Origin of the sequence: Sphaerisporangium fuscum, assembly GCF_018531465.1 — a bacterium.
GTDB classification, from domain to species: Bacteria; Actinomycetota; Actinomycetes; order Streptosporangiales; family Streptosporangiaceae; genus Sphaerisporangium; species Sphaerisporangium fuscum.
Genome location: NZ_JAHDTF010000012.1, coordinates 1 through 24,800 on the forward strand (window position 1 = coordinate 1; position 24,800 = coordinate 24,800).

The following is a 24,800-nucleotide window of genomic DNA, read 5'->3' on the forward strand; positions in this document are numbered from 1 at the left end:
TCTACAAGGTCATCCGCGAGTTACAACTGCTACTCGCGACCTGGACCGGCGCATGCCCCACCTGCCATCAAAGACTGAAACCGTCACGCCGCAACCGCCATCGACCGACCTAACAAAGCACTACTAGGCTCCACCAGCCAAACACCTCGTTTCCGATCATGGAAACGAGTCGCGAGTGACTAGCTGAGTGACTACCGCTACCCCCGCACTTGATAGGTCGTACCCATGGTCGGCGTGAAGAGCCAAGTTATGTTCCTCACGCAACAAGAGCCTGTGGATAAGTATGCGCGCGCTGTATGCGGTCGCTCGCTCGATCGTCCGGGCACAACTTGACCAGCTCACACCTGACGATCTTGTCGGCCTCAACTGCGACCGACCCGACGTCACGATGAGGCAACTGGGGTGGAGCCTAGGAGATTCGAACTCCTGACATCCTGCTTGCAAACGGGCGCCAGTCACGACGTAGAGGGCTTCTCGCCCTGCTCAAGTGGTATTTGCTCACCGGTGGCGTGTGGCTCTGTGAGGCGGCGTTGCTGTATTCCACTGCTGTACGCGCACCCGGCCGGAGGCCGGTAAGAGGATCGTGCCGTGGTAGTCCTGCACTGGACGGACATGCGCGCAGGACCAGTGGCACCAGCAGTCGTAAGGGATGGGGCCATCACCCCTAGACGGCGTTGGACGGAGTGAAGTGCCACAGCCTGTCGGCGGAGTTCTGGTCCAGGTCGAGATAGATGTGGTCCCAGGTGGTGGAGGGCTCGTAGCTCTGGAGCGTTATCGCAAGCGCGGGGTTGGTGCGTGGACGGAGACTGCCCCACTCGGTGTTGACGTTGGTTTCGGCCACCTCGTCCCGGCGGGACCAGTCCTGCAGGGGCGAGTCGTCACAGGTCTTGACGACCACGGTGTCTCCCGCCACTGGAGCACCGCTGGCAGGCTGGAGGCACTTGCCGGCCACTTCGTTCTTGAAGATGTAGAAACCGTTGGCCTTCTCGATGATCGTCCAGCGGGCTGTCCTGTACTGCTGCAGGGCTGGGGACCGTACCGTGAAGGCCCGCGTCCCCTCGGCTACGGCGTCGCCCGAGAGCGCAAGGTGGCTACCGTCCATCCGGTTATTGATGCGTGAGTTGAAAGTCGTGGTGTCGGCATGGGCGGCAGACGGGAACGTGACGAGGGCGATGGTGATCGCAGTCGAGGACAGCACGGCGCAGCGCCTGATGCTCGGCATGGGCAAGCTCTCGCTTTCATTCAGGTCCTGTTAGGACCGGGCTGAGGGATGTGGCTGCACGTAGTCAACCTGGATCATGAATCCGAGTCGGGCCACCAGGCATAAAGCCGCGTGAAAGACCAAGTCGAAGGATCTTGACCGTGCTGGTCCAAGTGGGACGCGGGCCAAGCCGATGAATCGGTGAACACGTCAGGCGTGGTGATCTTACTTTCGGTACGCATGCCGCTACCGTCTGCATCTCGTGGTACTAGATCATCCGCTCGATCGCCGGAAGAAGGACATGCACAGCATTCGCCTACCTGGCTCTCTTGCCATGCTCGCGTCGGCCGCGTTGATAGCGGCCACCTGCGCTCTCACCCCCGCAGCCGCCGCGACGACGTCCCCTACACCCCATACCTCGGCAGCCCAGTCGGATCCGCCGCCGAAGGAAGAGCCCTGCCCCGGCGGTGAACCGAAGCCGTGTGGCGCGTCATCTCAGGAACGGGGCGGTGTGGAGTCCGGGCGTGAGGACGCCAAGAAGGACGCCGCCGAGGCCAAGAAGGACATCGCCGAAGCCAAGGACAAGGTCAAGCAGTGTGCCCCTGGATCGGCGCAGGGCAAGCAGTGCATGACGAACCTCATCGGTGCGGGTGCCGATGAGCATGCGGGCATGGACAACGTCCGGCACGAGTTGGACACCTTCCGGCCCGGTCCATCCGACAACGCCGGGGCGGTGATGCACTCCGCCTGCGCGGCGTTCGCCGCCGACCTGCCTCCGGCTCTGAAAGCCTCCGACACCACCGGCGAGCTGACCGGTGTCTGCGAGTTGATGAACCGATGACCAAGATCAAGAGCCTGACTCGGACACTCCCCACGACCGCCCTGATCGCGCTGATGCCGGTGGCCGCGTTCGCCGGCCCCGAACCGCGCATCCCCACCGCCCAGGCCTTCGTCGGCGACAAGCCTCTACCGTCGACGCGCCCGGTGACCGATTACTGCGCAACCCACCCCGGTGGGTGCCGGTTCAACATCGACACGGCGTCGTCCGGGGATTTCTACAGCGCCGTCAAGTCGCTGGGCAACGCGGCCATCAACTGCACCGACGACGACATCAACGTGGAGCGCGTGATCACGTTGAAGACCGGTAGCAGCGACAATCTGGGCGGCGAGATCACCGGCAACATCTCGGTCGAGGGACAGATCAACGCCTCCGGCGAGGTGTCGGCCGGAGTGAACGCCGAGGGCAGCGGCAGCTTCGACACTCCGAACAAGCAGCAGGGCCCCAGTGCCTCCGTCGGAGCCAAGGCCGGCGCCAACGGCAGCGGCAAACTGGCCGGCTCGCTCGGTCTCAAGGGCGCCTTCCAAGGTGCCTTCAAGCTCCAGTACCAGCACGGCTGGACCAGCGAACACACCGAGTCGACGACCTACAGGGCCAAGGTGCGCCCAGGTGACGCGCTGACCTTCGCGGCCAGCGCCGCCATGCAGCGGATCGCTGGAACGATCAGTGCTGGTGGAGGGCTGAATCTGCGCAACATCGTGGTCACCGGGCCGTCCAGCGTCAACAGCAGCACCTTCTACGCCGAAACCTTCGTCATGCCCGGCAACTCCTGCGAACAGGTACATCCCCACGCCAAGACCGCCCCGGACGACAACACCAATCCACCCCCTCGCCTGGCCGACCTGCTGACGCCCGTTCCCGCGCTGCCACCGGGTTCCCGGCTGAAGGAACGCATCGTGCTCCCCGTCCGGCGTTTCTGACCATCCCGTCCGAGCACTCATCCCGTGGAGATCATCGTGAACGTCACACACCCACGTGTCGCGCTCGGCATGGTGCGGGCCGCCGGCGTCGCCGTAACCCTGTCCCTCGCCGTGTCCGCCACCGCCCAGCCCTCCCACGCTGACACGGCAGGCACTCTGCCGGTCAGGGTCATCAACGGCGACTTCGCCCTTCCCCCCTTCCCGCCGGGCAACGTGAACTGGGCCGCGGTCCAGGGTTGGTCCGTCGGTTCGACCTCCGGATCCGGCACGGCGTCCGGGGTCGGACGATACGCCGGCACACAGTCCGGGCACCCGGACGACCAGGTCGCCGTCATGCTGCGCTTCCCCACAGCCAACTACGGGTTCAAGCAACGACTGCGCGGCGTACGCGCCGGCGCCCTGGTCACCGTCACCTTCGACGACAGTCCCGGTATCGCCGCCGCGTGCACCCCTGCCGCCGTCGCCCAAGGACAGCCCTACACCATCGAAGGAGCCGGCGGACAGCTCAGCGAGCGGACGACCGCCCCCGACCCCGACAAGAAGCTCAATACCCTGGGCAAGGGCGTCTGGCGCCTCGGGCAGACCTACACCTTCACCGCCTCCGAGCACGAACCACTGCTCACCTTCACCTCTCAGGTACCGAACTCCGCCAACGCCAACGGCAACTGCGGACCGATGATCGCCAACGTGCGGGCGGTGCAGGTTCCTCCGCCGGTCGACAAGACCATCCCCAAGACCGCCCTGCCGCCCTCCCAGGCCTTCTACGGCAACGACAGCAGGCCGGTCACCGAGGCCGTCAACTACTGCAACAGCACCCCGGACAAATGCACCTTCACCCCGGACAAGGCCTACTCGTACGCCTACTACGAGCCCGCCCAACTCAACGGCGACACCTACATCAACTGCACCCGTAACGCCCTCACCCGCACCCGCCCGGTCCCCTTCACCGGACGTTCCTACGGTGACCTGCCGGCCGCCGCCGCACTGCCCGGTGCCACGACGCCGAACGGCGGTACCACGACGAGCAACATGTCCCAGCAGTTCGCCACCGGAACCGCCACCCCTCCCTGGACGACCTCCGCCACAGGCAACATCACCGAGATCCTCCAACCCTCGGAAGCCTCCTGGATCGAGACCCAGGCCGGCCGCCGGCGTACCGAGGGCTGGTTCAAATCCAACCCCACTCCCGCCGACCCCAACACCGACTGGCGCCTGTACACCGCCCTCGACTACCCCGCCACCGAACTGTCCGACCGCGTCTACCAGCGCACCGGCCCGATGACCGCTTCAGAGAAACAGCGGTGCCAGTCCGACCGCCCCACCGCCTCCACCCCCGTCGGCGCCACCACCCCCGCCGGCACCAACCGCACGCTCCGCCTGTCCTCCTGGCCGTCCACGCTCCGCCCGCGCACCGCCGGCGATTGATGGGGGATTGGCAGCAAGAATAGAAGAAGTGCCCTGCAGCATATGCAGGGCACTTCTTCGTTGTGCTCGTGCGAGGCTAGCTGCCCGCGCCAATCGCCTTGGCCCACAGAGTGAGTTGAGCGAGGAACTTGATCACCGTCTTACGCTTTTCCTCAGTGAGGAAGGGCCAGCAGACCCATGCAGGGAACGAGAGTAAGACGATGCAGAGCAGGGGCAGAACTAGCGCGGCCGCGATAAGCGGACGCACCTACACACGGTTAACCGACATTGCCATCCCATCGGACACGAACGATAGGCCTAACGGTTGTCAGAGCCCGTTGCCGTTGAGACTCCAGAAATGATCTTGCGTGCATTCACAGCTTGCGTTGACCTGGGCCTCAGCGAAGTGCTCGGCCTGGCGCCGCCGCGATGTGGTGCAACAACCCCCGCGGCTGCCTCAGGAAGCCGGCCTTGACGGCTTCTGCGCACGTGGGATCAGATGCGTAGTCGTCGCTGTACTGTACTGCTGTACATGATCGAAAAGGCCACGTCCCGATCATGGAAAGTGGCCTTTACCTGCGGTGGAGCCTAGGAGATTCGAACTCCTGACATCCTGCTTGCAAAGCAGGCGCTCTGCCAACTGAGCTAAGGCCCCTTGTTGGAGGACAGCCTACCGGGAGGAAGTGGCTACTGGGGCCGTGGTGGGGGTGCTGTCGAGGATGAGGGTGGGGAAGTCGGCTATGGAGTCGATGATCGTGGTGGCGCCGCCCTGGAGGAGGCGTTCGCGGCTGTGGACTCCGGTGAGGACGCCGGCGACCACCGAGGCGCCGGCGCGGCTTCCGCTGAGCATGTCGCTTTCGGAGTCGCCGACCACGGCGACGTGGCGGACATCGTCGATGCGGAGTCTGAGGACCGCGGTGAGGACCATGTCGGGCCAGGGGCGGCCGCGGCCCGCGTCTTCGGGGCAGAGGGCCAGGTCGATCTTGTCGGTCCAGCCGACGGCGCCCAGCACGCGGCCGAGGGTGGCGCGGCTGAAGCCGGTCATCACGCAGATCTTGATCCCGGCGGCGCGGAGCTTCTCGAGGGCCTCGACGGTGCCGGGAAGGGGAAAGAGGCCCGCCCGCTCGATCGCGCCCTCGTAGGAGCGCTCGAAGGTGAGGTTGGCGGCCTGGGCCTGGGCCTCGTTGTCGGGGAACAGGCCGCGGAAGATGTCGATGGCGGGACAGCCCCGGGACCGATGCACGTGCACCATGGCACGCGCATATGCCCCGGTCCCGGGGACTATGCCCTGCGTGGCGATCGCCTCGGCGAACGCCCGCTCCACCATGGCGATGTCGCCGATGGTGGTGCCGGCCAGATCGAGGCAGGCGAGCCTGATGGGTGAGGCGGTGTTCATGCCTTCACCTCCGCCTTGATCCAGAACCATCAACGCACCCCGCATCGGCAGCCGGGGTGGTCAGTTCTCGCTACCGGTTGCCTCAGTCCACAGGTCCAGCTCGGCGCGGTCGGCCTGCACCTTGCGCCAGACGAGTAGCCCCCCAAGGGCAACGAGCGCGAGAACGAGCAGCTTCTTCACGGTGTAACCCCACTTCTCAACGGTCCCATCAGCCGGGGATGGGACAACGCCGGGTTCCTAACAGATGCTTGCAGCCTAGCAAGGGATCGGCTCCCTCCCTTGGTCGCACGTGGAGCGGTTGTCCACAATCTTCCGATACGGAACCGTCTTCGCGACATCGGTTACCAGTCTCGGCCCTTCAGGTAAGAGCCGACCAAGGGCGTGATCAGGGGCTAGTCCGTAAGTTCCTACAGGCCGGCCTGCTGGCCCATCGTCATTAGTGATTCGGGGTGCAGGAACCAGACTGACACGTATTGTCAGCGATATGCGTGCCAGCCGACTGCTTTCCATCCTGCTCCTGCTCCAGACCCGAGGCCGGATGACGGCGCGGCAGCTGGCGGGGACGCTGGAGGTTTCGGTTCGCACGATTTACCGGGACGTGGAGTCCTTGCAGGCCGCGGGGGTTCCGCTGTTCGGCGACGCCGGGCCGGCGGGTGGTTACCAGTTGCTGGAGGGCTATCGCGCCAGGCTCACCGGGCTGAGCAGCGAGGAGGCGGAGGCGCTGTTCCTGGCGGGGATGCCGGGGCCGGCCGCCGAGCTGGGCCTCGGCGCGGTGGTCGCGGCGGCGCAGTTGAAGCTGCAGGCCGCGCTCCCGGCCGAGCTGCGTGAGCGGGCGAGGCGGATCCAGGAGCGCTTCCATCTCGACGCCCACGGGTGGTACCACGATGGCGACCGCTCGCCGCACCTGGCGGCCATCGCCGACGCCGTCTGGAACCAGCGTCGCATCGAGGTGCGCTACCGCCGTTGGACGGAGCCCACGGACGTCACGCGCTTCCTGGATCCGTACGCCGTCGTCCTCAAGGGCGGGAAGTGGTACCTGGTCGCGCGCGGCGGGGAGCAGATCCGTACGTACCGGGTGCACCAGGTCCTGGGCCTCAAGGTCCTGGACGAGTCCTTCGAACGGCCGGCGGGCTTCGACCTGCCGGCCTACTGGCGGTCGTTCCTGAACGATTTCCGCAGCCGGCTGTACCAGGGCGAGGCGACCGTGCGGCTCTCGCCCGCGGGCAGGAGACGGATGCGCGAGCTGATGAGTTCCGCCGTGGTCGAGGCCGTCGAGCGGACCGGTACCGGCCCCGACGAGGACGGCTGGGTGACCGCCGTCGTGCCCATCGAGTCCCTCGACCACGCTCAGATGGAGTTCATGAAGCTGGGTGCGGCGGTCGAGGTGCTCGAGCCGTACGAGCTGCGTGAGCGGCTGGAGGCGACGGCGAGGGAGCTGGCGACGCTGTATCTCGCGAGGCCCGAGGTGGCGGTGGCGGCCGGGAGGCGTTGAAGGCACGCGGCTGACCAACAGCGACGGCCGGGAAGGCGTTGGGAAGGCACGCGGCTGACCTACAGCGGCGGCCGGGAAGGCGTTGGGAAGGGACCCGGCTGACCAACAGTGGCGACCGGGGAGGCGTTGAGGCGACCCGTTGACCGCGGTGGTGGTCAGGAGGCGTTGCAGGCGGTCCGCCGATCGCGGTGGCCGCCGGGGGTGTCGGGCGCGCCCCGCGCGATCGCGATGCCCCCGGAAGGGGACGAGCGTCAGCCGATCTCGTAGTCCAGGTAGTACGAGTGGGCGCCGCCCTCGACGATGATCTGGCCTTCCCCGTGGATGCCGTGCAGCTCCCCGGTGCCGGAGTCGGGCACGATCATCCAGTTCATCGACTGCTCCCCGCGGCTCCCCCTGGCGGTGTGGTGCAGCACGAAGGTGCCCTTGCGCCCATGGAGCGTCCCGGTGAAGCGCTCGAACCCCACGTAGGCGGCCGAGCCCTCCACCTGCGTCATCGCGGTCATGATGTCGGTGGTGCTGGTGCCGTCCAGGTCGCCGTGGAAGGTCTTGGTTATGTGGACCCGGCCGAGCGTGGCTCCTTCGCGCTCGTCGTAGGTCTCCGGCTCCCAGCCGTCGATGTCAAAGGTGCCGTTGGCTCGTGGCACGTCGTCCTCCTTGGTTGTGGTGCACGACCATCCTGCCCCCGGTACCTGTCACCTTCCGTCAGGTATGGGCAACGACGGCAAAACCGCTGGTCAACGCCGTGCCCCCCCGTACCGGGGCGGTGCTTGTTGTGTGCTTAACCTGAAATATCTGGAGAGAGGGGAGGTGGCCCCGATGTCCGAGCCGGCAGAGGCGAGTGTCTTCTTCGTCGGAAACGCCACCACGTTGATCCGCTGTCAGGGGTTCACGCTGCTGACCGACCCGAACTTCCTCCACCGCGGCCAGCGCGCCTATCTCGGCTGGGGGCTGAGCACCCGCCGCCGTACGAATCCGGCGATCGAGATCAACCAGCTCCCCGAGATCGACGCCGTCGTGCTGTCGCACCTGCACGGTGATCACTGGGACCGGGTGGTGCGCCGGGATCTCGACCGGAACACGCCGATCATCACCACCCCGCAGGCCGCCCATCGGCTGAGGCGCCAGGGATTCCACAACACGGTGAGCCTGGAGACCTGGGAGGACTGCCGGCTGAACCGCAGAGGGCACACACTGCGGATCACCGCAACCCCCGGGCGCCACGGGCCGGGTGTGATCGACAAGCTGCTGCCGCAGGTCATGGGCAGCATGCTGGAGTTCGGCCACGAGGAGGGCGAGGTGGATCTCCGTATGCACATCAGCGGAGACACCCTCTTCGACCAGCGCCTGGAGTCGATCCCGCAGCGCTTCCCGGAGATCGATCTCGCGATGGTGCATCTCGGAGGGACCACCCTGCCCGGCAAGATCGTGGTCACCATGGACGGTATGCAGGGCGCCCAGTGGGTCGATCTGATGAAGCCGAGCCGGGCGCTGCCCATCCACTACGACGACTACGAGGCGTTCAAGTCCGGGCTGGACGACTTCCGCCGGCACGTCAGCCGCCTCGGGTTGTCGGACCGCGTCCGCTACATCTCGCGGGGGGAGACCTACCACTTCGCCGGCCGGAGAGCCCGGCCGCACACCAGTATGTGAGCGGGCGGCGGGACCGTCGGCGACATGGGTGAGATCCTCGTCGGCACGGCGTCGTGGACGGACAAGACCCTCCTGCGGTCCGGGTGGTACCCGCCGGAGGTGACGACGGCGGAGGAGCGGCTGCGGTACTACGCCTCGTGTTTCCCGGTGGTGGAGGTGGACTCGACCTACTACGCGCTGCCCGCCGAGGAGACGGCGCGGCTGTGGGCGGAGCGGACCCCGCCGGGCTTCACCTTCGACGCCAAGGCGTTCTCGCTGCTGACCGGCCATCCGACCCGCCCGGCTGCCCTGCCCAGGGATCTGCGGGGCGAGGTGGAGCCGGGCGCGAAGAATTTGTACGTACGGGACGTCGACCCGGCCGTGGTGGAGCAGGTGTGGGAGCGGTTCGTGACGGCGCTGCTTCCGCTGTGGGAGGCGGGCAGGTTCGGGGCCGTGCTGTTCCAGTTCCCGCGCTGGTTCCCGATCGGCAAGGGCAACAAGCACTACATCCTGGAGTGCAAGCGGCGGTGCGAGCCGCTGGAGATCTCCGTGGAGTTCCGCAACGGGACCTGGATGACCGAGGAGAACCGGGCCGAGACGCTGGACTTCCTCCGCTCGTACGCCATCCCGTACGTCTGCGTCGACATGCCGCAGGGCCACCCCTGCTCGGTCCCGCCCGTCGTCGCGGCCACGGCGGACCTGGAGATCGTCCGCTTCCACGGCCACAGCGACAAATGGCGTAGCCGCGACATCTACGAGCGCTTCGGTTACCTCTACCGTCCGGAGGAGCTGCGGGAGTGGGCGCCCAAGCTGTGCGAGCTGGCCGAGGACGCCTCGGCGACCCACGTCCTCATGAACAACTGTTACCGGGACTACGCGCAGACCAACGCTCGTCAGCTGGCCGATGTGCTGCGCGCCACGGCGGCCTGCTCCGTACGGCCGCCCCCGGCGGCCGCCGAGTGACCTGCCCCTGATCAGCGGTTATCCGGTCAAGGTCCGGGAATCAGGCATCTAACGGGAAGCGGAGACACGGGGGACTGATCATGACGCAGCGGCCCGAGAGCCCGGTCAAGGACAAGAACTACGACCTGATCACCGTGGTGCAGGGATGCCTGGAGGACGCCTGGCGCCTGGAGACCTACAAGGAGGACGCCCGACGCCAGGGCGACGCTGAGCTGACCGAATGGTTCTCGGAGCTTCAACAGCAGTGCAGGCAGGCCGGAGACCGGGGCAAGATCCTGCTCGCCGACCGCCTGGGCAAGGAAGGCGGGTGAGCCCGAAGGAAGGCGGGCCACCCTGCGACGCCTGAAGGCCGGCACCGGCTGACCTCAGGACGTCGGTGGGCGGCTCAGCCGGCCGGGCGCCGGGGCAGGCCCAGGGCACGCTGGAGGAAGTCGAGCTGGTGCAGCAGGAGGTTCTCCGCCACCGTTTCCTCGCTGGGAAGATGTGTCGTGCCGGACAGCGGCAGCACCTCGTGCGGCCGTCCCGCCGCCAGCAGCGCGGCGGAGAGGCGCAGGGTGTGCGCGGCGAACACGTTGTCGTCGGCGAGCCCGTGGACCAGCAGCAGTGGACGGCTCAGTGAGGCCGCCGAGGCGATCGGCGAGCAGCGGTCGTACGCCTCCGGGTGCTCGTCGGGGTGCCCCAGGTGCCGCTCGCGCCAGTGGGTGTCGTACAGCCGCTGGTCGGTGACCGGGGCCCCGGCGACGGCGGCGTGGAAGACGTCCGGCCGGCGCAGCACCGCGAGGGCGGCGAGGTACCCGCCGAACGACCAGCCGCGGATGCCGACCCGGGTGAGGTCGAGCGAGGGGCGGCACGCGGCGGCCTCCTGGAGGGCCTCCACCTGGTCGGCGAGCACCGGCTCGGCGAGGTCGAGGTGGACGGCCCGCTCCCACGTGGGTCCCCGGCCGGGCGTGCCGCGCCCGTCGACGGCCAGCACGGCGAAGCCCTGCTCGGCGAACCACTGCGAGACGTACGTCCACCACGCCTGTTCGGCGGTCACCTTGCGCATGGCCGGTCCGCCGTACGGGTCCATCAGCACCGGTAGCGGGCCGTCTTCGTACCAGGAGGGCAGGAAGAGGGCGGCGCGCAGCGCGCGGGGGCCGAGGGAGAGGATCTCCACCCGGGGTTCCAGCACGGGACGCTGGGCGTGCGAGACGATCTCGACGCCGTCCCCGCCCTCAGGCTGGACGGTGGTGCGCGTTCCGGGGCGGTCGAGGGAGCGGGAGACCAGGACGGTGGTGCCCGCCCGCCGGGTCCCGCCGTGCACGCCCGGCTCGGTGCTCACCCTGCGCAGGCCGGACGCGGGGTCGTAGGCCCACAGGTGGACCTCGGTCGGTTCGTCGGACGCGGTGAACAGCACGGTCTCGCCGTCCACCGCGAGGACGGCGTTCAGCTGCAGCCCGGGCGGGGTGACGGGCCGTCCGCCGAACAGCAGGTGACGCGTGTCGCCGGTGTCGCCGCTGGTCAGCAGGACGCCCGCCCGCGTGCGCGCGGGCAGTCCAGAGATCAGCTCCACCCACGCGTCATCGTGCTGATCGCCGAGTACCTCGGTGGCGCCGGTGGCGGGGTCGATGCCGAGGACGCGGACGTGCCGCTGGCTGCGGGTCTGCACGGCGGCGTAGGGGCCGGAGGAGTCCCAGCCCGCCGCGGTGAGGTACTCGAACGACGCGGTGTCCCATTCGACCTGGCGTAGCGTCCCTTCGACACCGGCGATCCACAGGGTGACCTCGGCGTTGCGGGTGCCGGCGGCCGGGTAGGGGAAGCTGACGGGCGGACGACCGGGGTCGGCGGGGTCGGCGAGGTACCAGCGCTGCACGCGTGTGGTGTCCACCTTGGCGACCAGCAGCTCCCGTCCGTCCGGCGCCCACCAGTACCCGCGGTGGCGGCCCATCGACTCGGCGGCGACGTGCTCGGGGAGACCGAAGCCGATCTCTGGTCCGTCCGGGACCGCGACCGGCCGGTCCTCGCCGCCGTCGGCCTCGATCACGCGCATGGCGCCGCCGGTGACGTACGCCACGCGCCGGCCGGTGGGGTCCGGGCGGGGATCGGCGACGGGCTCGACGGCGGGCAGGCGCCGCACCGAGCCGTCGGCTGGACGCAGCGTCCACAGCCCGCCGGAGAGCGCGAACACGAGCAGCTCGCAGGCGTCGTCCGCCGCGTAGGCGACGATGCCGGAGGACATCTCGCGGGCGCGCTCCCGCCGGACGCGCTCCTCGGGGGACAGTTCCTCCGCTGTCCCGGCGAGGAGGACCCGCGGGTCCGCGAGCAGCCGTTCCTTCCCGGTGGCCACGTCGAGCGCCCACAGACAGGAGACGGGGTCGTCCCCCGCACTGGTACGCAGGAAGAAGACCGTGCCGCCATCCGGTGAGACGGTGGCCCGGCTCGGGACGCCGAGGGCGAAGCGCCGGGTACGGGCGAGCTGCCGAGGCAGGGAGGGGGTGGTCATGCTTCTCCTTGTGCGGGGTCATGGCAGGACTGGCGCACGTGACCGAGGTTTCACGGGAAACAAAAAACCGCTACCCGAAGCCCGGATAGCGGTTTGGCAACCGATCTGAGTATCCCACATCCGTGATCGACATTCCTCCTGTCCGCCCGCGCGGGCCCCGAGGCTCCCGCTGCGCGACCTTCCGTAGCGGACCCGCCACGCTACGAACCTCTCCTGAAGCATTACTAAACGCGGGTCATTCGTTAACTTGAATCATTCGGGTTTATCCCTGTAGGTTTGACGCATGACCGCGTCTCACACTCCGACCGCCGCAGAGGAGTTGCGCGGTGCCGGCCTGCGGGTGACGGCGGCCCGCGTCGCACTGCTGGAGACCGTCCGGGACGGTGACCACCTCGACGTCGAGTCGATCGCCTCCGGCGTGCGCGACCGCGTGGGCCACGTGTCCCTGCAAGCCGTGTACGAAGCCCTCCACGCGCTCACCGCGGCGGGACTGCTCCGCCGCATCGAACCGCCCGGCAGCCCGGCCCGGTTCGAGGGGCGCGTCGGGGACAACCATCACCACGTCGTGTGCCGGTCGTGCGGTGTCGTCGCCGACGTCGACTGCTCGGTCGGCGAGGCGCCCTGCCTGACCGCGTCCGACGACCACGGCTTCTCGATCGACGAGGCCGAGGTCATCTATTGGGGCCTGTGCCCCGACTGTTCCACCGTCCGCAGTTGATGAGCCACCCTGATCCAGTCCGGAAGGATTCCCATGTCCGAGAACCATGACGCGATCGTCACCGACCCGAAGTCGGGGGACGAAGGCGGCTGCCCGGTCGCGCACCAGCGTGCCCTGCACCCGACGCAGGGCGGCGGAAACCGCCAGTGGTGGCCGGAGCGCCTCAACCTGAAGATCCTCGCCAAGAACCCGGCCGTGGCCAACCCCCTCGGTGAGGACTTCAACTATGCGGAGGCGTTCAAGAGCCTCGACCTCGCGGCCGTGAAGCAGGACATCGCGGAGGTGCTGACCACCTCGCAGGACTGGTGGCCGGCCGACTTCGGTCACTACGGCCCGCTCATCGTCCGCATGGCGTGGCACAGCGCGGGCACCTACCGGATCAGTGACGGCCGCGGCGGCGCCGGGGCTGGCCAGCAGCGCTTCGCCCCGCTCAACAGCTGGCCGGACAACGCCAACCTCGACAAGGCCCGCCGCCTGCTGTGGCCGGTCAAGAAGAAGTACGGCCAGAAGATCTCCTGGGCCGACCTGCTGATCCTCGCCGGCAACGTCGCCCTGGAGTCGATGGGCTTCAAGACCTTCGGCTTCGGCGGCGGCCGCGAGGACGTCTGGGAGCCCGAGGAGGACGTGTACTGGGGTCCGGAGACCACCTGGCTCGGCGACGCGCGCTACACCGGCGACCGTGAGCTGGAGAACCCCCTCGGCGCGGTCCAGATGGGCCTCATCTACGTCAACCCTGAGGGCCCGAACGGCAACCCGGACCCGCTCGCCGCGGCCCGCGACATCCGTGAGACCTTCCGCCGCATGGCGATGAACGACGAGGAGACGGTCGCCCTGATCGCGGGCGGTCACACCTTCGGCAAGACCCACGGTGCCGGTCCGGCGGACAACGTCGGCCCCGACCCCGAGGCCGCCTCGTTCGAGGAGCAGGGCCTCGGCTGGCGGAACAGCTTCGGCACCGGCAAGGGCGGCGACACGATCACCAGCGGTCTCGAGGTCACCTGGACCACGACGCCGACGAAGTGGTCCAGCAACTTCTTCTGGAACCTGTTCGGCTACGAGTGGGAGCTGACCAAGAGCCCGGCCGGCGCGCACCAGTGGAAGCCGAAGCACGGTGCCGGTGAGGGCACGGTGCCCGACGCCCACGACCCGTCGAAGCGTCACGCGCCGTCGATGCTGACCACCGACCTCGCGCTCCGGTTCGACCCGATCTACGAGCAGATCTCGCGGCGCTTCTACGAGAACCCCGACGAGTTCGCCGACGCCTTCGCCCGCGCGTGGTTCAAGCTGACCCACCGCGACATGGGCCCGGTCGTACGCTACCTCGGCCCGGAGGTCCCGACCGAGACGCTGATCTGGCAGGACCCGCTGCCCCCGGTGACGCACGAGCTCGTCGACGCCGCCGACATCGCCGCCCTCAAGGCCCAGATCCTCGCCTCGGGACTGTCGGTGTCCCAGCTCGTCTTCACCGCGTGGGCGTCGGCCTCGTCCTTCCGGGGCAGCGACAAGCGCGGCGGCGCCAACGGCGCCCGCATCCGCCTCGAGCCGCAGAGCGGGTGGGAGGTCAACGACCCCGACCAGCTCGCGACGGTGCTGCGCACCCTCGAGGGGATCCAGGAGTCCTTCAACGCCACCCAGACCGGCGGCAAGCAGATCTCGCTCGCCGACCTCATCGTCCTCGCCGGTGGCGCGGCCGTCGAGAAGGCCGCCAAGGACGCCGGGTTCGACGTGGAGGTCCCCTTCACCCCGGGCCGCACGGACGCCTCCCAGGAGCAGACGGACGTGGAGTCGTTCGTCGCGCTGGAGCCGACCGCCGACGGGTTCCGCAACTACGTCGGCAAGGGCAACCGGCTGCCGGCCGAGTACCTGCTGATCGACCGGGCGAACCTGCTGACCCTGAGCGCCCCCGAGATGACGGTGCTCGTCGGTGGCCTCCGCGTCCTGGGCGCCAACTACAAGCAGTCGCACCTCGGCGTCTTCACCACGAACCCCGGCGTGCTGACCAACGACTTCTTCGTCAACCTGCTCGACATGGGCACGACGTGGAAGTCGATCTCCGAGGACCAGAGCATCTTCGAGGGCCGCGACGCGGCCACGGGCGAGCTCAAGTGGACCGGCACCCGCGCCGACCTCGTCTTCGGCTCGAACTCGGAGCTGCGCGCCCTCTCCGAGGTCTACGCGAGCGACGACGCCAAGGAGAAGTTCGTGAAGGACTTCGTCGCGGCGTGGAACAAGGTCATGAACGCCGACCGCTTCGACCTGGTCTGACGCACTCCCATCCGGGTCGGCCCTGTACGGGGCCGGCCCGGATTCTTTTGACCTCACCGACCACGAGAAGGTGCCTTCGGCACGCTTCATTCGAGGCGAGTCTCACCGCACTCACCACTCACGGACCCGCAGCGAGGCACCGCCTTGCTGCGGGTCTTCGCTATCGCCATCCCGCGCGATACCGGAAGACGATCTCGCCGGTGGTACCGTCCCGGCGGGCGCGTACCAGAACCGGCCCATAGCGGTAAGCCGGGTAGGGGTGCGCGCAGAGATCCAGCCGCGCCTGGCGGATACTGCCCTGCCCCCGCTTCGGCATCGCCCGCAGCGCGGCCAGCAGCTCGCGGTGCGCCGTGCCGGGTACATCGGTCACCCCACGTACGCCGCGCCCGCGGAGGTCGTCCGCGGCCCACGTCCACAACACCGGCGGCTCGTGATCGGCATGGTCGGCCGGCCGTCCCGATGCCCCGCTCATGCCACGGCCTCACGCTGCAACCGCCTCCTGTCCGGCGAACGGCCGCGCCCCGAAGGCGATGACGCGGTGACCGGCCGAGCGGGGCGGGCGACGGCGGGCGGGTGGAGCTTCAGCGGACGGGCCGGAGCCGCGGCCGGGAGCGGGCCGCACAGACCGAGGCGGCGCCGGGCGTCCAGTCGGGCGCGCATCTGCGCGTTGGTGGGGTGCTCCCACTCATGGTGACGCCGGTGCGGAAGGCCGGCCGCGTCGTGCGCGTACGGCGGATGACCGCACCACCGGCACCCCATCGGTCTGGGAGGCGCATCGGCATGGTGCCGGACACGAATGACTCTAGGCTTGGGCACGGGTCAGGACTCACTTCCTGATCAAGGGACCCGTGCGGCGGTGAGGTCGCCTGCGGGTCCCGCGTTCTTTCGGACACCTCCCATCTCAACCCCGCGTAATCGTGCACAACCAGAGGGTGATAGGGGAAACTGGAGGTAGGACGTTCCCCTACCCCCTGAGGTCCGCGATGGAAGAGATACCGACGTGGGCCGGCCGACTGCGTTCTGGGCGACGCGAGAGGGGCTGGTCACAGAAGGAGATGGCCAGGCGCCTGACCTTGGCGGCCGACGCGTTGCAGATCCCGATGCCCGGACGGGAGTCCCTCGTCCGTTCGATCAAGAACTGGGAGGCGGGGAAACACCGGCCCCGCGATCCTTATCCCCTCTTGTACGCGCACGCCTTCGGTGCCGACGAGAGCGGGCTCTTCAGGCAGACCTCCCTGTGGCCGCAACAGGACGCCGAGCGGCTCGACGAGGCGGCGCGGGCACCGCGTCGGCTGGATCTCGGGGTCCTGGATTCGTTGGCGCATGTACTGGCCGCCCAGCGACGCACAGAAGACCTGGTCGGGTCCGCGCCGCTTCTAGGTGTCGTGACAGCTCAGCTGACGGTCGTCGAGCGGCTCGTCATCGACTCCAGGGGTCCATTTCGAAGGCCGATGTTGGACATGGCAAGCCAGTGGTCGCAGTTCGCGGGATGGTTGCACGCGAACAGCTCACGGCCGGTCGATGCGAACCGGTACTACGACCGCGCCCTGGAGTGGAGCACCGAGACCGACGACAGGAACATGATCGCCACCATCTTGAGCATGAAGGGCTACCTAGGGTGGCTCTCCGGCCGTGTAGAACCCATGATCGGTCTGTCGCAGGCCGCCCAGCGTGAGCGAACGGTCAGCCCCGGCGTACGGGCGCTCGGTGCTCAACAAGAAGCCCGAGGACATGCCCTTACAGGCGATGGAGAGGCGACCGACCGGAAGCTCGACGAGGCCTTGGAGCTGGCACAGGCGGCCGGGGAGCATCCGGAGGAAGAGCCGCCATGGATCTATTTCTACGACTCTGACTATCTGCTGATGCAACGCGGACTGGCTTACCGGCTTCTCGGCCGGCACAGCGCGGCCATCGAGCTGATACAGCAAGGACTCGCGGCCCTACCCGTTGAGGTGCGCCGTTCCGAGTGGGCGGCGCAATATCTCTTGCACTCGGCTGAGGCTCATGCGGCCATGGCGGACATCACGCAGGCTCGTGCGGTCGCCGCCGACGTCGCGGAGATCGCACGAGCCACCGACTCAACCCGCCTACAGAGGAGACTGCGCAGATTCGAGGCTCAGTTGCAGTGATGTCCGAGCGGGCGATCGAGCTGCGGTGTGGCGGTTACGGGTGCGGCGAGGGCCGCCTCGAACAAAGCGCGCCGAAGGCACCTTTTCGTGGTCGGCGACACCGTTTCAGGCGTCGCTTCGACCCTCGCTGAGGGTTGTCGAACCCATTGCCGGTCACAGACGAGCTCTGGTGGACCGGCACCCGCGCCGACATGGTGCCTTCCGCACGCTTTATTAAGAGCGACCCTCACCACGGTTACCACTCACCGACCCGCAGGCCGGCGAAAGCAGAGAGCTGCTCGAACAATCGAGAGCCGGAACGGGCAGTTGCGGCTCACCCCGGCCTGTCCGGCGAGCTGTCACGAGTGCGCACGCCGTATCAACAGAGAAGGCATGCCACAGCACCGGACTGTGTGGAGTTGAGACGCCTTGCGGTGCGGCGGTTCCGGGCGAGGTGAGGGTCGCCTCGAATAAGGCGCGCCGAAGGCACCTTTTCGTGGCGGCGACACCACCTAAACGGTCGGCAGGCGCGCGAACCCGGCGACCTCGGGCAGGCTCGGGCGTCAGGGCGCCTTGTCCGCGTCCGATTGCCCCAGTTCGGCGACGAGGAGTTGCAGCAGGCCGGGGCAGTGCTGCTCGATGTCCTTCCTGAGCAATCTCAGCGCGCTCCCGTTGCCGTGATCGCGCTGTGCGACGAGGCCGGCTTCCCGAAGGACTCGGAAGTGGTGGGTACGTGTGGCCTTCTTCACCGGCAGGTCGAAGGATCCGCAGGGGCGCTCCCGGTCCTCCGGATCGGCCGCGAGTTCGGCCACCATTCGCCGCCGGGAGTCGTCGGCGAGCGCGGCGAACACCTTGCCGAGATCCATGTCCTCCCCCTCTAGGTACGACTTGCATCATACCTAGGGCCGCACCTAACCTCCATAGGTATGAAAATCGTCATACCTGATGGAGAGGGCCCCATCGGGATCTACGGATTCGCCCGGCCCCGACCCGAACGCGCCGAGGAACTGGAGCGGCTGCTGCTGTCGTTCGTCGAGCCGACCCGTGCCGAGCCCGGCTCCTGGCAGTACCAGGTCCACCGCGACGCGTCCGACCCCACGACGCTGGTCTTCTACGAGCTGTGGCGTTCGGGGGACGACCTGCGCAGGCACCTCGCCCAGCCCGACCTCGCCCGGTTCCAGGAGAGGCGCATGGACTACCTACGCGAGGATCTGGAGATCCACTGGCTGAGGCCCCTCAGCGCCCACGCTCCCGAAGAGCTTCAGAGGCAGGACTCGTAACACCACGGCTTCCCGGCGGCCGCGGGCCCGGCCGCCGGGATCAGGGTCAGTGGACCGGTTCGAGACGGCCGGCGCCCCGGTGGCCGGCGTCCAGGTGGCCGGTGAGGAAGCGGGCGGCGCGGTCGAGTGCGGCGTCCGCCTCGTCGAGGCGGTCGTAGTGGTGCTGGAAGACGTGGGGGAGGCCAGGCCAGACTTCGAGTGTGACCTCGACGTCGTCGGCGCCCGCGCGGCCGGCCAGCCGGACCGCGTCGTCGAGCAGCACCTCGTTCGCCCCGACCTGCACCAGCAGTGGGGGCAGTCCGGTGAGGTCGCCGAACACCGGACTGGCCAGGGGATGCGCCCGGTCGCCGGCGCCGACGTACAGATCGGCATAGGCGCGCATGTCCGCCTCGGTGAAGATGGGGTCGGCGTCCTCTTTGGAACGGATGCTCGCTCCAGCGAGGGTGAGGTCGACCCAGGGAGAAAAGACGACCACGGCGGCTGGTTGCGGCAGCCCGGCCTCCCGGGCCGCGAGCAAGGTGGCGATGCTCAGCCCGACCCCGGCGGAGTCGCCGGCCACCACGAGGTCCCGCGGGCTGGTGCCCGCCGCCAGCAGCTCACGGTAGGCCGCGAGCCCGTCGTCGACGGCCGCGGGGAATGGGTGCTCGGGCGCCAGCCTGTAGTCCACCGATGTCGCCCGCAGCCCCGCGCGGCGGGCCAGTTCGCCGACGAGCCCGGCGTGGGTGTCGGGCGAGCCGACGACGTAGCCGCCGCCGTGCAGGTAGAGCAGCCTGCCGCGGCCGGAGACCTCGGCCGGCTCCAGCTCCAGGGCGGGTCGCCCGCCCAGGACGGTCCTGCGGGTGGCCACGCCCTCCGGCGCGGGGCGGGTGATGGCTGCGGCGAAACCGCTGCGCTGCTCCTTGGGAGTGGGCGGCGTCTCGCCGCGGGGAGCGGAACGGAGCAGGGCGTCCAGGGCGTCGCGCTGCTGTCGGGACATGTCGGGCCTCCAGGGGGTGGGATGAGAGGATTGATTCCTGGGAATCCATCTGCCTTCCCCAACCGGATTCCATAGAAGATGATTCCCGGGAATCTATTGGAGGTTTTCGTGAGCCACGTCACCCCGATCTTCACCGACCTCGTTCGCGTCGAGACCCGGCTCTACAACGCGGTGAGCGCCCGGCTGCGCGCCGAACAAGGGCTGGGACTGGGACAGTACGAGCTTCTGGAAATCATCGACCGGGTGCCGGGGTGCCGCGTGCTCGACATCGTCGGCGAGCTGGCGATCACCGTGGGAGCCGTCAGCAAGGCGGTCGACCGGCTCGAGGCCGCGGGCTGGTGCGTGCGGGTCGCACACCCCCAGGACCGCCGCTCGTCCGTCCTCCGCCTCACATCCGAGGGCGAGAAGCTGCTGGCCGCTTCCCGCCCCCTCGTCGAAAGCGAACTCGTCTCGCTGACCGCGGCGGTTTCCTCTGGCGACCTGACCCGCATCGCCGCGACCCTGGCCACCCTCCGCGCGACCCTCGAGGCGGGCCGCCATGGCCAGCCGGGCTGAGGAGGGCATGACCGACGAATAGCGTCTGACCCAGTAGAGCTGGGGTGGCACAGCTTGGCCCCGCGGTAACAGAGCACCCCGGGACTGCGAGAAACCGACCGGCTGCCGCACATTTCGATCGAGCTGTGCTGCGGCGGTTCCGGGTGAGGTGAGAGTCGCCTGAAATAGAGCGCGCCGAAGGCGCCGTGGGCGGGGCGGACGCCTTTCCGATGTCAGAGGCGGAAGATCTCGGCGAATCGGTTGAGAAGCGCGGGGTCGCCTTCCACCCGGATGCCGCCGTCGCGGAGTAGTTCGTCCGGGGTCTTGTCACCGGTCATGAGTTCGCGGATCGGGTGGCCGGTCAGCCGTTCGATGACGAGGTCGGGAGCGGGGTGCGGGCCGATGCCGACGGCCAGAACCCCGTCGGTGATCTGCAGGTTGAACGTGAAGTCGCCCATCCGGACCTCGTAGCCGGCGGTGAGCCCCTGAGCCGCCTCCGGCTGGTAGGTGGTGCGGAAGGACATGGCGACCGACTCGGCGGTGACGACTTCGCCAGGCCGGGGCTGGGTCATCGTCCGGGCACCCCAGCGGCCGAGTGCGATCAACGCCGGTTCGAGGTCGCGTCCGTAGTCGGTGAGCTCGTAGACGACCGCGCGTTCGGGATGCGGCAGCGCGCGGCGGGTGGCGAGGCCCGTCTCCTCCAGCTGCTTGAGGCGGGCCGACAGGATGTTGGTCGGGATGGCGGGCAGGCCCTTGCGGAGGTCGGTGAAGCGCTGAGGGCCGGCGAACAGGTTACGGAGGATCAGCACGCTCCACCGTTCGCCGATCATCTCCATCGCGCGGGCCAGGCCGCAGAACTGTCCGTACTCACGAGACGCCATGATGCAGATCTTATCTCATACTTCAGTTGACAAAGCTTAGTTGCAAAAGACAAGCTTGCTTCCGCCGGAGCACCGAGGCTGCCCGGTGAAGCCCCGAAGGAGTGATCGCATGACCGCCGTCCGGAGAATCACGGCCGGACTGTTCATGTCACTGGACGGTGTCGTGGAAGCGCCGGAGAAGTGGCACTTCCCCTACCTGAACGAGGAGATGAGCGACGCGGTCGGCCAGATGCACGCCGCGGCGGACACTCTGCTGCTGGGCCGGGTGACCTACGAGGCCTTCGCCGCGGTCTGGCCGCACCAGACCGGTGAACTGGCCGATCAGCTGAACGGCATCCGCAAACTGGTCGTCTCGGCCACCCTGGACACCACGACCTGGGCGAACTCGACCCTGGTCAGGGGCGACGTCGTCACCACCCTGGCCGCCCTCAAGCAGCAGCCGGGAAAGAACATCCACCTGTCGGGCAGCGTCACCCTGACCCGGATGCTGCTGCGCGCGGGCCTCATCGACGAGCTGCGCCTGCTGGTCCACCCGATCGTGCTGGGCGGCGGGCAGCGCCTCTTCGCCGAGACCGCCGGCCCGATCCCCCTCCGGCTCACCCGATCCGCCGCGTTCACCACCGGCGTCGTGGACCTGACCTACCAGCGGCCCTGAACCCACCTGTCGCAGAAAGAACGGCACCATCCATGAACGAGACACTCCAGGTTCCCGGAGCACGACTGCACTACGAGGTCAGCGGATCCGGCCCGCTGCTGCTGATGATCCCGGGTGCCCCCGCCGATGCCGGGGCACTGGCCGGGCTCGCCGCACTGCTCTCCGACCGCTACACCGTCGTCACGTACGACCAGCGCGGGCTGTCCCGCAGCAGCCTGACCGGGCCGCCCGAGGACCAGAGCGTCGCGACCTTCGGTGAGGACGCGCACCACCTGCTCGCAGCCCTCGGCGGCGAACCCGCCTACGTACTGGGCACCAGCGGTGGCGCGCTCACCGGGCTCGATCTGGCGGCACGTCACCCTGAGCAGGTGCGTGCCCTGGTGGCCCATGAACCCCCGATCCCGGAGTTCCTGCCGGACAGTGCGCACTGGCGGGCGACGTTCCAAGAGGTTCACGACACCTACCGCAGCGAGGGTCCGGGGGCCGCGATGCAGAAGTTCGTGGCCACCATCGCGGGGGACGACGGTGCTCCCCCCGCGATGCCGGACCCCTCCCGGCTCCCTCCCGAGGCGCTGGAGATGATGGGCCGGATCCAGGGGAACCTCGACTACTTCTTCGCCCATGTGCTGTTGCCGGTGCTGCGTTTCGAGCCCGACGTCGCCGCGCTACGTGCCGGCTCCGTGCCGATCGCCGTAGGCGTGGGAGCCGCCTCGCCCGCGGGCGTCCCCCTGCGGTCGGCCCTGGCGCTGGCCCAACGGCTCGACATCAAGGCGACCGAATTCCCTGGTGATCACCAGGGTCCCACCACGGACCCCGTCGCCTGCGCCGAGATCCTCCACGACACCTTCACCCGGCTCGCCGGAGCGCGAACCAGGTAGGCTCCCCGCCCAGGTCCACCCTGGACGACCATCGATCGGGCACCACGGGCGATATGTCCGCAGCAGAACGGAGAGAAAGCAATGTCGTTCCAGGCCTACCTCGACAACATCGAGGACAAGACCGGACTGACACCACGTGAGTTCATCGCCCTGGCGAAGGAGCGCGGCTTCGACGACCCGTCCACCAAGGCCGGAGTGATCATCGACTGGCTCAAGCAGGACTACGACCTTGGGCGTGGCCACGCGATGGCGCTGGTGCACGTGATCAAGAAGGGGCCGCAGATCGACGCCAAGCACGTCGGCAGCTCCGGGTCCCATCGGGACGAGTCCGACACGCTGTGGCTGGACGGCAAGAACAACCGGCCCTGACAAAGTGCTGGAGCCGGTCGAGTTCCAGCCGGGCCGGCTCTGTCCGAGAGTTGAGGCGGCGGCGGAAAGGTTCAGGGCCGTCAGACCGGTTGGTCTGACGGCCCTGTTCGGTTGGTTGGTGGTCGGGCCTTGCGGCATGGCTGCGGGTCAGAGGCTGTGGGCGGTGATGTCGCCGTTGGAGGTGGTGGCGTGGATGGTCAGCTCGGGGGTGCCGTTGTTCTTGAGGGTGTTGGTAATACGGCCGTAGGAGGTGCCGGCGTCGAGGGAGGCTGAGACGCCGGGGGCCGCGGTGACGGTGATGTCGCCGGACTGGGTGCGCAGCTCGAGGTTGCCGGTGGTGGCTTGGATGATGCGGATGTCGCCGCGTGCGGTGCTGATCTGGGCGGGGCCGTCCAGGCGGCCGATTTCGATGTCGCCGTCGGTGGCGGTGAGGTGCAGACTCGCGGTCTGGTCGAGCTTGATGTGGCGGTAGGCGCCGTCGAAGGTGACGTCGCCGAGGCGGCCGAGGGTGCGCAGTTCGGCGCTGGCGGTCTTGGCGTCGATGTGGGAGCCGGTGGGCAGCTTCACCGTCACCTCGATGGCTCCGGTGGGGCCGAGGTACTGGTTCTTCGCCGGGGTCTGGATGCGAAGGACGCCGTCGGCGTATTCGACGGTGGTCTGTTCGGCTGCTTTGACGTCGCGGCTCTTGGCGGCGTTGGCGGGCTGGATCTCGACGGTGGTGTCGGTGCGGTCGGCGGCGATGAGCTGGACGCGTCCGGCGGGAATGTTCAGGACGGTGGTGATCGGGGCGGGGGTGTCGAACTTGTTCATGGTGTGCTCCTGGTGTTGCGCTTGCCGCGTTGTTTCTGACGTCAGAAACGCTACGTTGCTTTCCAGATCTTCACAACGCCTGTGTTGCGTGAAATAGGCATTTTTGCAGGTCATTACAGCTAAATTGTTGCAACGGTCTTCGCAGTTAATGCAATGACAGCTGATCGTTCGTTGCAATGTGGTGAAGGTGAACGCTATGGCGGGAGGTGTCGGACAGCACCTGGCAGCGCCGCCCAACAGCGCACCCACCGACGTAGACAGGGCGTCGGCGCAGCCCTACGAACGCGACGCGGAGCCACTGCGGTGCGATGGGTACCGGGTGAGTGAGAGGCGCCGCGAACGAAGCGAGCCGAGGGCACCTTTTCGTGGGCGGCGGCGTGGATTCGCCGGGCCTGGAGGCCTCCGCTACGGCGGCGTGGATTCGCCGGGGCCTGGAGGCCTCCGCTACGGCGGTGCGCCTCGGTCAGTCGGGCAGGTTCTTGGCGAAGATCCAGTCCAGGCCGTCCTCGCCGTTCGTGTCCAGATGCCCGGCGCGCAGCAGACCGGCGCGCACGGCCACCCGCTGAGAGGCGATGTTGGCCGGGCGCACGCGCGCGATGACGGGCAGATCGGGAACACGCACGGACGCCCATTCGACTACCGCGGTCGCGGCCTGACCGGCCAGCCCCTGGCCCCACGAGGAGGCCTCGAAGCGGTAAAAGAGGTTGAGTACGCTCATGCCGTTCAAATCCATGGACTTGACCCCGCAGAACCCCAGTTGATGATCCGAGCCGCGTCGTCGCACCACCCAGTAGCCGTAGCCGAAGCGTCGCCAATGATCACTCCAACGCTGGAAGAGCTCCAGGGCCTCCTGACGGCGAGACAGGGCGTCCGAGGGATTGTGGGCGCAGGTGGGGGGATCGCTGTGGATGGCGAGAATCGCGGCGACGTCGTCCGGCACCGGCCGCCGCAGCGAAAGTCTCTCGGTCAGTAGCTCGTGACGGCTTCGATCCTGCATGCGA

26 protein-coding genes and 1 tRNA gene are annotated in these 24,800 nt (G+C 68.2%); 15 read left to right on the forward strand and 12 right to left on the reverse strand.

Annotation, left to right across the window (positions count from 1 at the left end; translation table 11 throughout):
- Positions 1-664 precede the first annotated feature (664 nt).
- Positions 665-1,102, reverse strand: coding sequence for an RICIN domain-containing protein (locus KIK05_RS15135; RefSeq protein ID WP_214411351.1), 438 nt, complete (start codon positions 1,100-1,102; stop codon positions 665-667).
- A 610-nt stretch (positions 1,103-1,712) separates the two neighbouring features.
- Between KIK05_RS15135 and KIK05_RS15140 the strand changes: the two genes are divergently transcribed.
- Genes KIK05_RS15140 through KIK05_RS15150 form a run of 3 tightly spaced genes read left to right on the forward strand, consistent with a single transcriptional unit; the run spans position 1,713 to position 4,384 of the window.
- On the forward strand, positions 1,713-2,042 hold the full coding sequence (locus tag KIK05_RS15140) for a hypothetical protein (protein ID WP_214411352.1): 330 nt from the start codon (positions 1,713-1,715) through the stop codon (positions 2,040-2,042).
- Positions 2,039-2,959 carry a hypothetical protein gene (locus KIK05_RS15145; protein ID WP_214411353.1) on the forward strand — a complete coding sequence of 307 codons (921 nt, stop codon included), beginning with the start codon at positions 2,039-2,041 and terminating at the stop codon, positions 2,957-2,959. Before KIK05_RS15140 ends, KIK05_RS15145 begins: the two co-directional genes overlap by 4 nt.
- Before the next feature lie 36 nt (positions 2,960-2,995).
- On the forward strand, positions 2,996-4,384 hold the full coding sequence (locus KIK05_RS15150; protein WP_214411354.1) for a hypothetical protein: 1,389 nt from the start codon (positions 2,996-2,998) through the stop codon (positions 4,382-4,384).
- A 561-nt stretch (positions 4,385-4,945) separates the two neighbouring features.
- Here KIK05_RS15150 and KIK05_RS15155 read toward each other — a convergent pair.
- From KIK05_RS15155 to KIK05_RS15165, 3 genes are all read right to left on the reverse strand, one after another.
- Positions 4,946-5,018, reverse strand: a tRNA-Ala gene (locus KIK05_RS15155).
- A 15-nt stretch (positions 5,019-5,033) separates the two neighbouring features.
- On the reverse strand, positions 5,034-5,759 hold the full coding sequence (locus KIK05_RS15160) for an HAD-IA family hydrolase (protein WP_214411355.1): 726 nt from the start codon (positions 5,757-5,759) through the stop codon (positions 5,034-5,036).
- 60 nt (positions 5,760-5,819) lie between these two features.
- On the reverse strand, positions 5,820-5,939 hold the full coding sequence (locus KIK05_RS15165) for a DLW-39 family protein (protein WP_211264163.1): 120 nt from the start codon (positions 5,937-5,939) through the stop codon (positions 5,820-5,822).
- 304 nt (positions 5,940-6,243) lie between these two features.
- On the opposite strand from KIK05_RS15165, the gene KIK05_RS15170 reads away from it, so the two are divergent.
- The gene (locus KIK05_RS15170) at positions 6,244-7,251 is read left to right on the forward strand and encodes a helix-turn-helix transcriptional regulator (protein WP_214411356.1); all 1,008 of its coding nucleotides are present in this window, start codon (positions 6,244-6,246) and stop codon (positions 7,249-7,251) included.
- A 251-nt stretch (positions 7,252-7,502) separates the two neighbouring features.
- Here the strand turns inward: KIK05_RS15170 and KIK05_RS15175 are convergent, their stop codons facing one another.
- A complete protein-coding gene (locus KIK05_RS15175; protein WP_214411357.1) occupies positions 7,503-7,895 on the reverse strand; it encodes a DUF3224 domain-containing protein in 393 nt (130 codons plus the stop codon).
- A gap of 172 nt (positions 7,896-8,067) precedes the next feature.
- Between KIK05_RS15175 and KIK05_RS15180 the strand changes: the two genes are divergently transcribed.
- The 3 genes from KIK05_RS15180 to KIK05_RS15190 all read left to right on the forward strand — a co-directional run bounded on the left by KIK05_RS15180 (position 8,068) and on the right by KIK05_RS15190 (position 10,154).
- Positions 8,068-8,901, forward strand: coding sequence for an MBL fold metallo-hydrolase (locus KIK05_RS15180; RefSeq protein WP_214411358.1), 834 nt, complete (start codon positions 8,068-8,070; stop codon positions 8,899-8,901).
- 24 nt (positions 8,902-8,925) lie between these two features.
- Complete coding sequence (locus KIK05_RS15185; RefSeq protein WP_214411359.1) at positions 8,926-9,843, forward strand: DUF72 domain-containing protein; 918 nt, start codon at positions 8,926-8,928, stop codon at positions 9,841-9,843.
- An 80-nt stretch (positions 9,844-9,923) separates the two neighbouring features.
- Entirely contained in the window at positions 9,924-10,154 is a 231-nt protein-coding gene (locus KIK05_RS15190; RefSeq protein WP_214411360.1) for a hypothetical protein, read from the forward strand.
- 74 nt (positions 10,155-10,228) lie between these two features.
- Here KIK05_RS15190 and KIK05_RS15195 read toward each other — a convergent pair whose 3' ends face one another.
- Positions 10,229-12,325 carry a S9 family peptidase gene (locus KIK05_RS15195; RefSeq protein ID WP_214411361.1) on the reverse strand — a complete coding sequence of 699 codons (2,097 nt, stop codon included), beginning with the start codon at positions 12,323-12,325 and terminating at the stop codon, positions 10,229-10,231.
- 283 nt (positions 12,326-12,608) lie between these two features.
- Between KIK05_RS15195 and KIK05_RS15200 the strand changes: the two genes are divergently transcribed.
- On the forward strand, positions 12,609-13,043 hold the full coding sequence (locus tag KIK05_RS15200) for a Fur family transcriptional regulator (RefSeq protein ID WP_214411362.1): 435 nt from the start codon (positions 12,609-12,611) through the stop codon (positions 13,041-13,043).
- Positions 13,044-13,076: 33 nt separating this feature from the next.
- Positions 13,077-15,308, forward strand: a complete 2,232-nt coding sequence (gene katG, locus KIK05_RS15205; protein ID WP_214411363.1) for a catalase/peroxidase HPI — start codon at positions 13,077-13,079, stop codon at positions 15,306-15,308.
- Positions 15,309-15,468: 160 nt separating this feature from the next.
- Here the strand turns inward: katG and KIK05_RS15210 are convergent, their stop codons facing one another.
- On the reverse strand, positions 15,469-15,678 hold the full coding sequence (locus tag KIK05_RS15210; protein ID WP_214411364.1) for a hypothetical protein: 210 nt from the start codon (positions 15,676-15,678) through the stop codon (positions 15,469-15,471).
- Positions 15,679-16,363: 685 nt separating this feature from the next.
- Between KIK05_RS15210 and KIK05_RS15215 the strand changes: the two genes are divergently transcribed.
- The gene (locus KIK05_RS15215; RefSeq protein ID WP_214411365.1) at positions 16,364-17,437 is read left to right on the forward strand and encodes an NsdA family TPR-like regulatory protein; all 1,074 of its coding nucleotides are present in this window, start codon (positions 16,364-16,366) and stop codon (positions 17,435-17,437) included.
- 542 nt (positions 17,438-17,979) lie between these two features.
- Here KIK05_RS15215 and KIK05_RS15220 read toward each other — a convergent pair.
- The gene (locus KIK05_RS15220; protein WP_214411366.1) at positions 17,980-18,282 is read right to left on the reverse strand and encodes an ArsR/SmtB family transcription factor; all 303 of its coding nucleotides are present in this window, start codon (positions 18,280-18,282) and stop codon (positions 17,980-17,982) included.
- A 60-nt stretch (positions 18,283-18,342) separates the two neighbouring features.
- Here KIK05_RS15220 and KIK05_RS15225 point away from each other — a divergent pair, with 60 nt between their 5' ends.
- On the forward strand, positions 18,343-18,696 hold the full coding sequence (locus KIK05_RS15225) for a putative quinol monooxygenase (protein ID WP_214411367.1): 354 nt from the start codon (positions 18,343-18,345) through the stop codon (positions 18,694-18,696).
- Positions 18,697-18,742: 46 nt separating this feature from the next.
- Here KIK05_RS15225 and KIK05_RS15230 read toward each other — a convergent pair whose 3' ends face one another.
- A complete protein-coding gene (locus KIK05_RS15230) occupies positions 18,743-19,672 on the reverse strand; it encodes an alpha/beta hydrolase (protein ID WP_214411368.1) in 930 nt (309 codons plus the stop codon).
- A gap of 108 nt (positions 19,673-19,780) precedes the next feature.
- Here KIK05_RS15230 and KIK05_RS15235 point away from each other — a divergent pair, with 108 nt between their 5' ends.
- Entirely contained in the window at positions 19,781-20,227 is a 447-nt protein-coding gene (locus tag KIK05_RS15235; protein WP_308249928.1) for a MarR family winged helix-turn-helix transcriptional regulator, read from the forward strand.
- A 212-nt stretch (positions 20,228-20,439) separates the two neighbouring features.
- Here KIK05_RS15235 and KIK05_RS15240 read toward each other — a convergent pair whose 3' ends face one another.
- Positions 20,440-21,087, reverse strand: a complete 648-nt coding sequence (locus KIK05_RS15240) for a winged helix-turn-helix transcriptional regulator (RefSeq protein ID WP_250562848.1) — start codon at positions 21,085-21,087, stop codon at positions 20,440-20,442.
- Between the two features lie 109 nt (positions 21,088-21,196).
- Between KIK05_RS15240 and KIK05_RS15245 the strand changes: the two genes are divergently transcribed.
- The 3 genes from KIK05_RS15245 (at position 21,197) to KIK05_RS15255 (ending at position 22,989) form a co-directional block, all read left to right on the forward strand.
- Positions 21,197-21,742, forward strand: a complete 546-nt coding sequence (locus KIK05_RS15245) for a dihydrofolate reductase family protein (protein ID WP_214411370.1) — start codon at positions 21,197-21,199, stop codon at positions 21,740-21,742.
- 32 nt (positions 21,743-21,774) lie between these two features.
- Positions 21,775-22,620, forward strand: coding sequence for an alpha/beta fold hydrolase (locus tag KIK05_RS15250; protein WP_214411371.1), 846 nt, complete (start codon positions 21,775-21,777; stop codon positions 22,618-22,620).
- An 81-nt stretch (positions 22,621-22,701) separates the two neighbouring features.
- The gene (locus KIK05_RS15255) at positions 22,702-22,989 is read left to right on the forward strand and encodes a DUF4287 domain-containing protein (protein ID WP_214411372.1); all 288 of its coding nucleotides are present in this window, start codon (positions 22,702-22,704) and stop codon (positions 22,987-22,989) included.
- Between the two features lie 147 nt (positions 22,990-23,136).
- Here the strand turns inward: KIK05_RS15255 and KIK05_RS15260 are convergent, their stop codons facing one another.
- Complete coding sequence (locus KIK05_RS15260) at positions 23,137-23,799, reverse strand: DUF4097 family beta strand repeat-containing protein (RefSeq protein WP_214411373.1); 663 nt, start codon at positions 23,797-23,799, stop codon at positions 23,137-23,139.
- A gap of 463 nt (positions 23,800-24,262) precedes the next feature.
- Entirely contained in the window at positions 24,263-24,796 is a 534-nt protein-coding gene (locus tag KIK05_RS15265; protein ID WP_214411374.1) for a GNAT family N-acetyltransferase, read from the reverse strand.
- Positions 24,797-24,800: the final 4 nt, after the last annotated feature.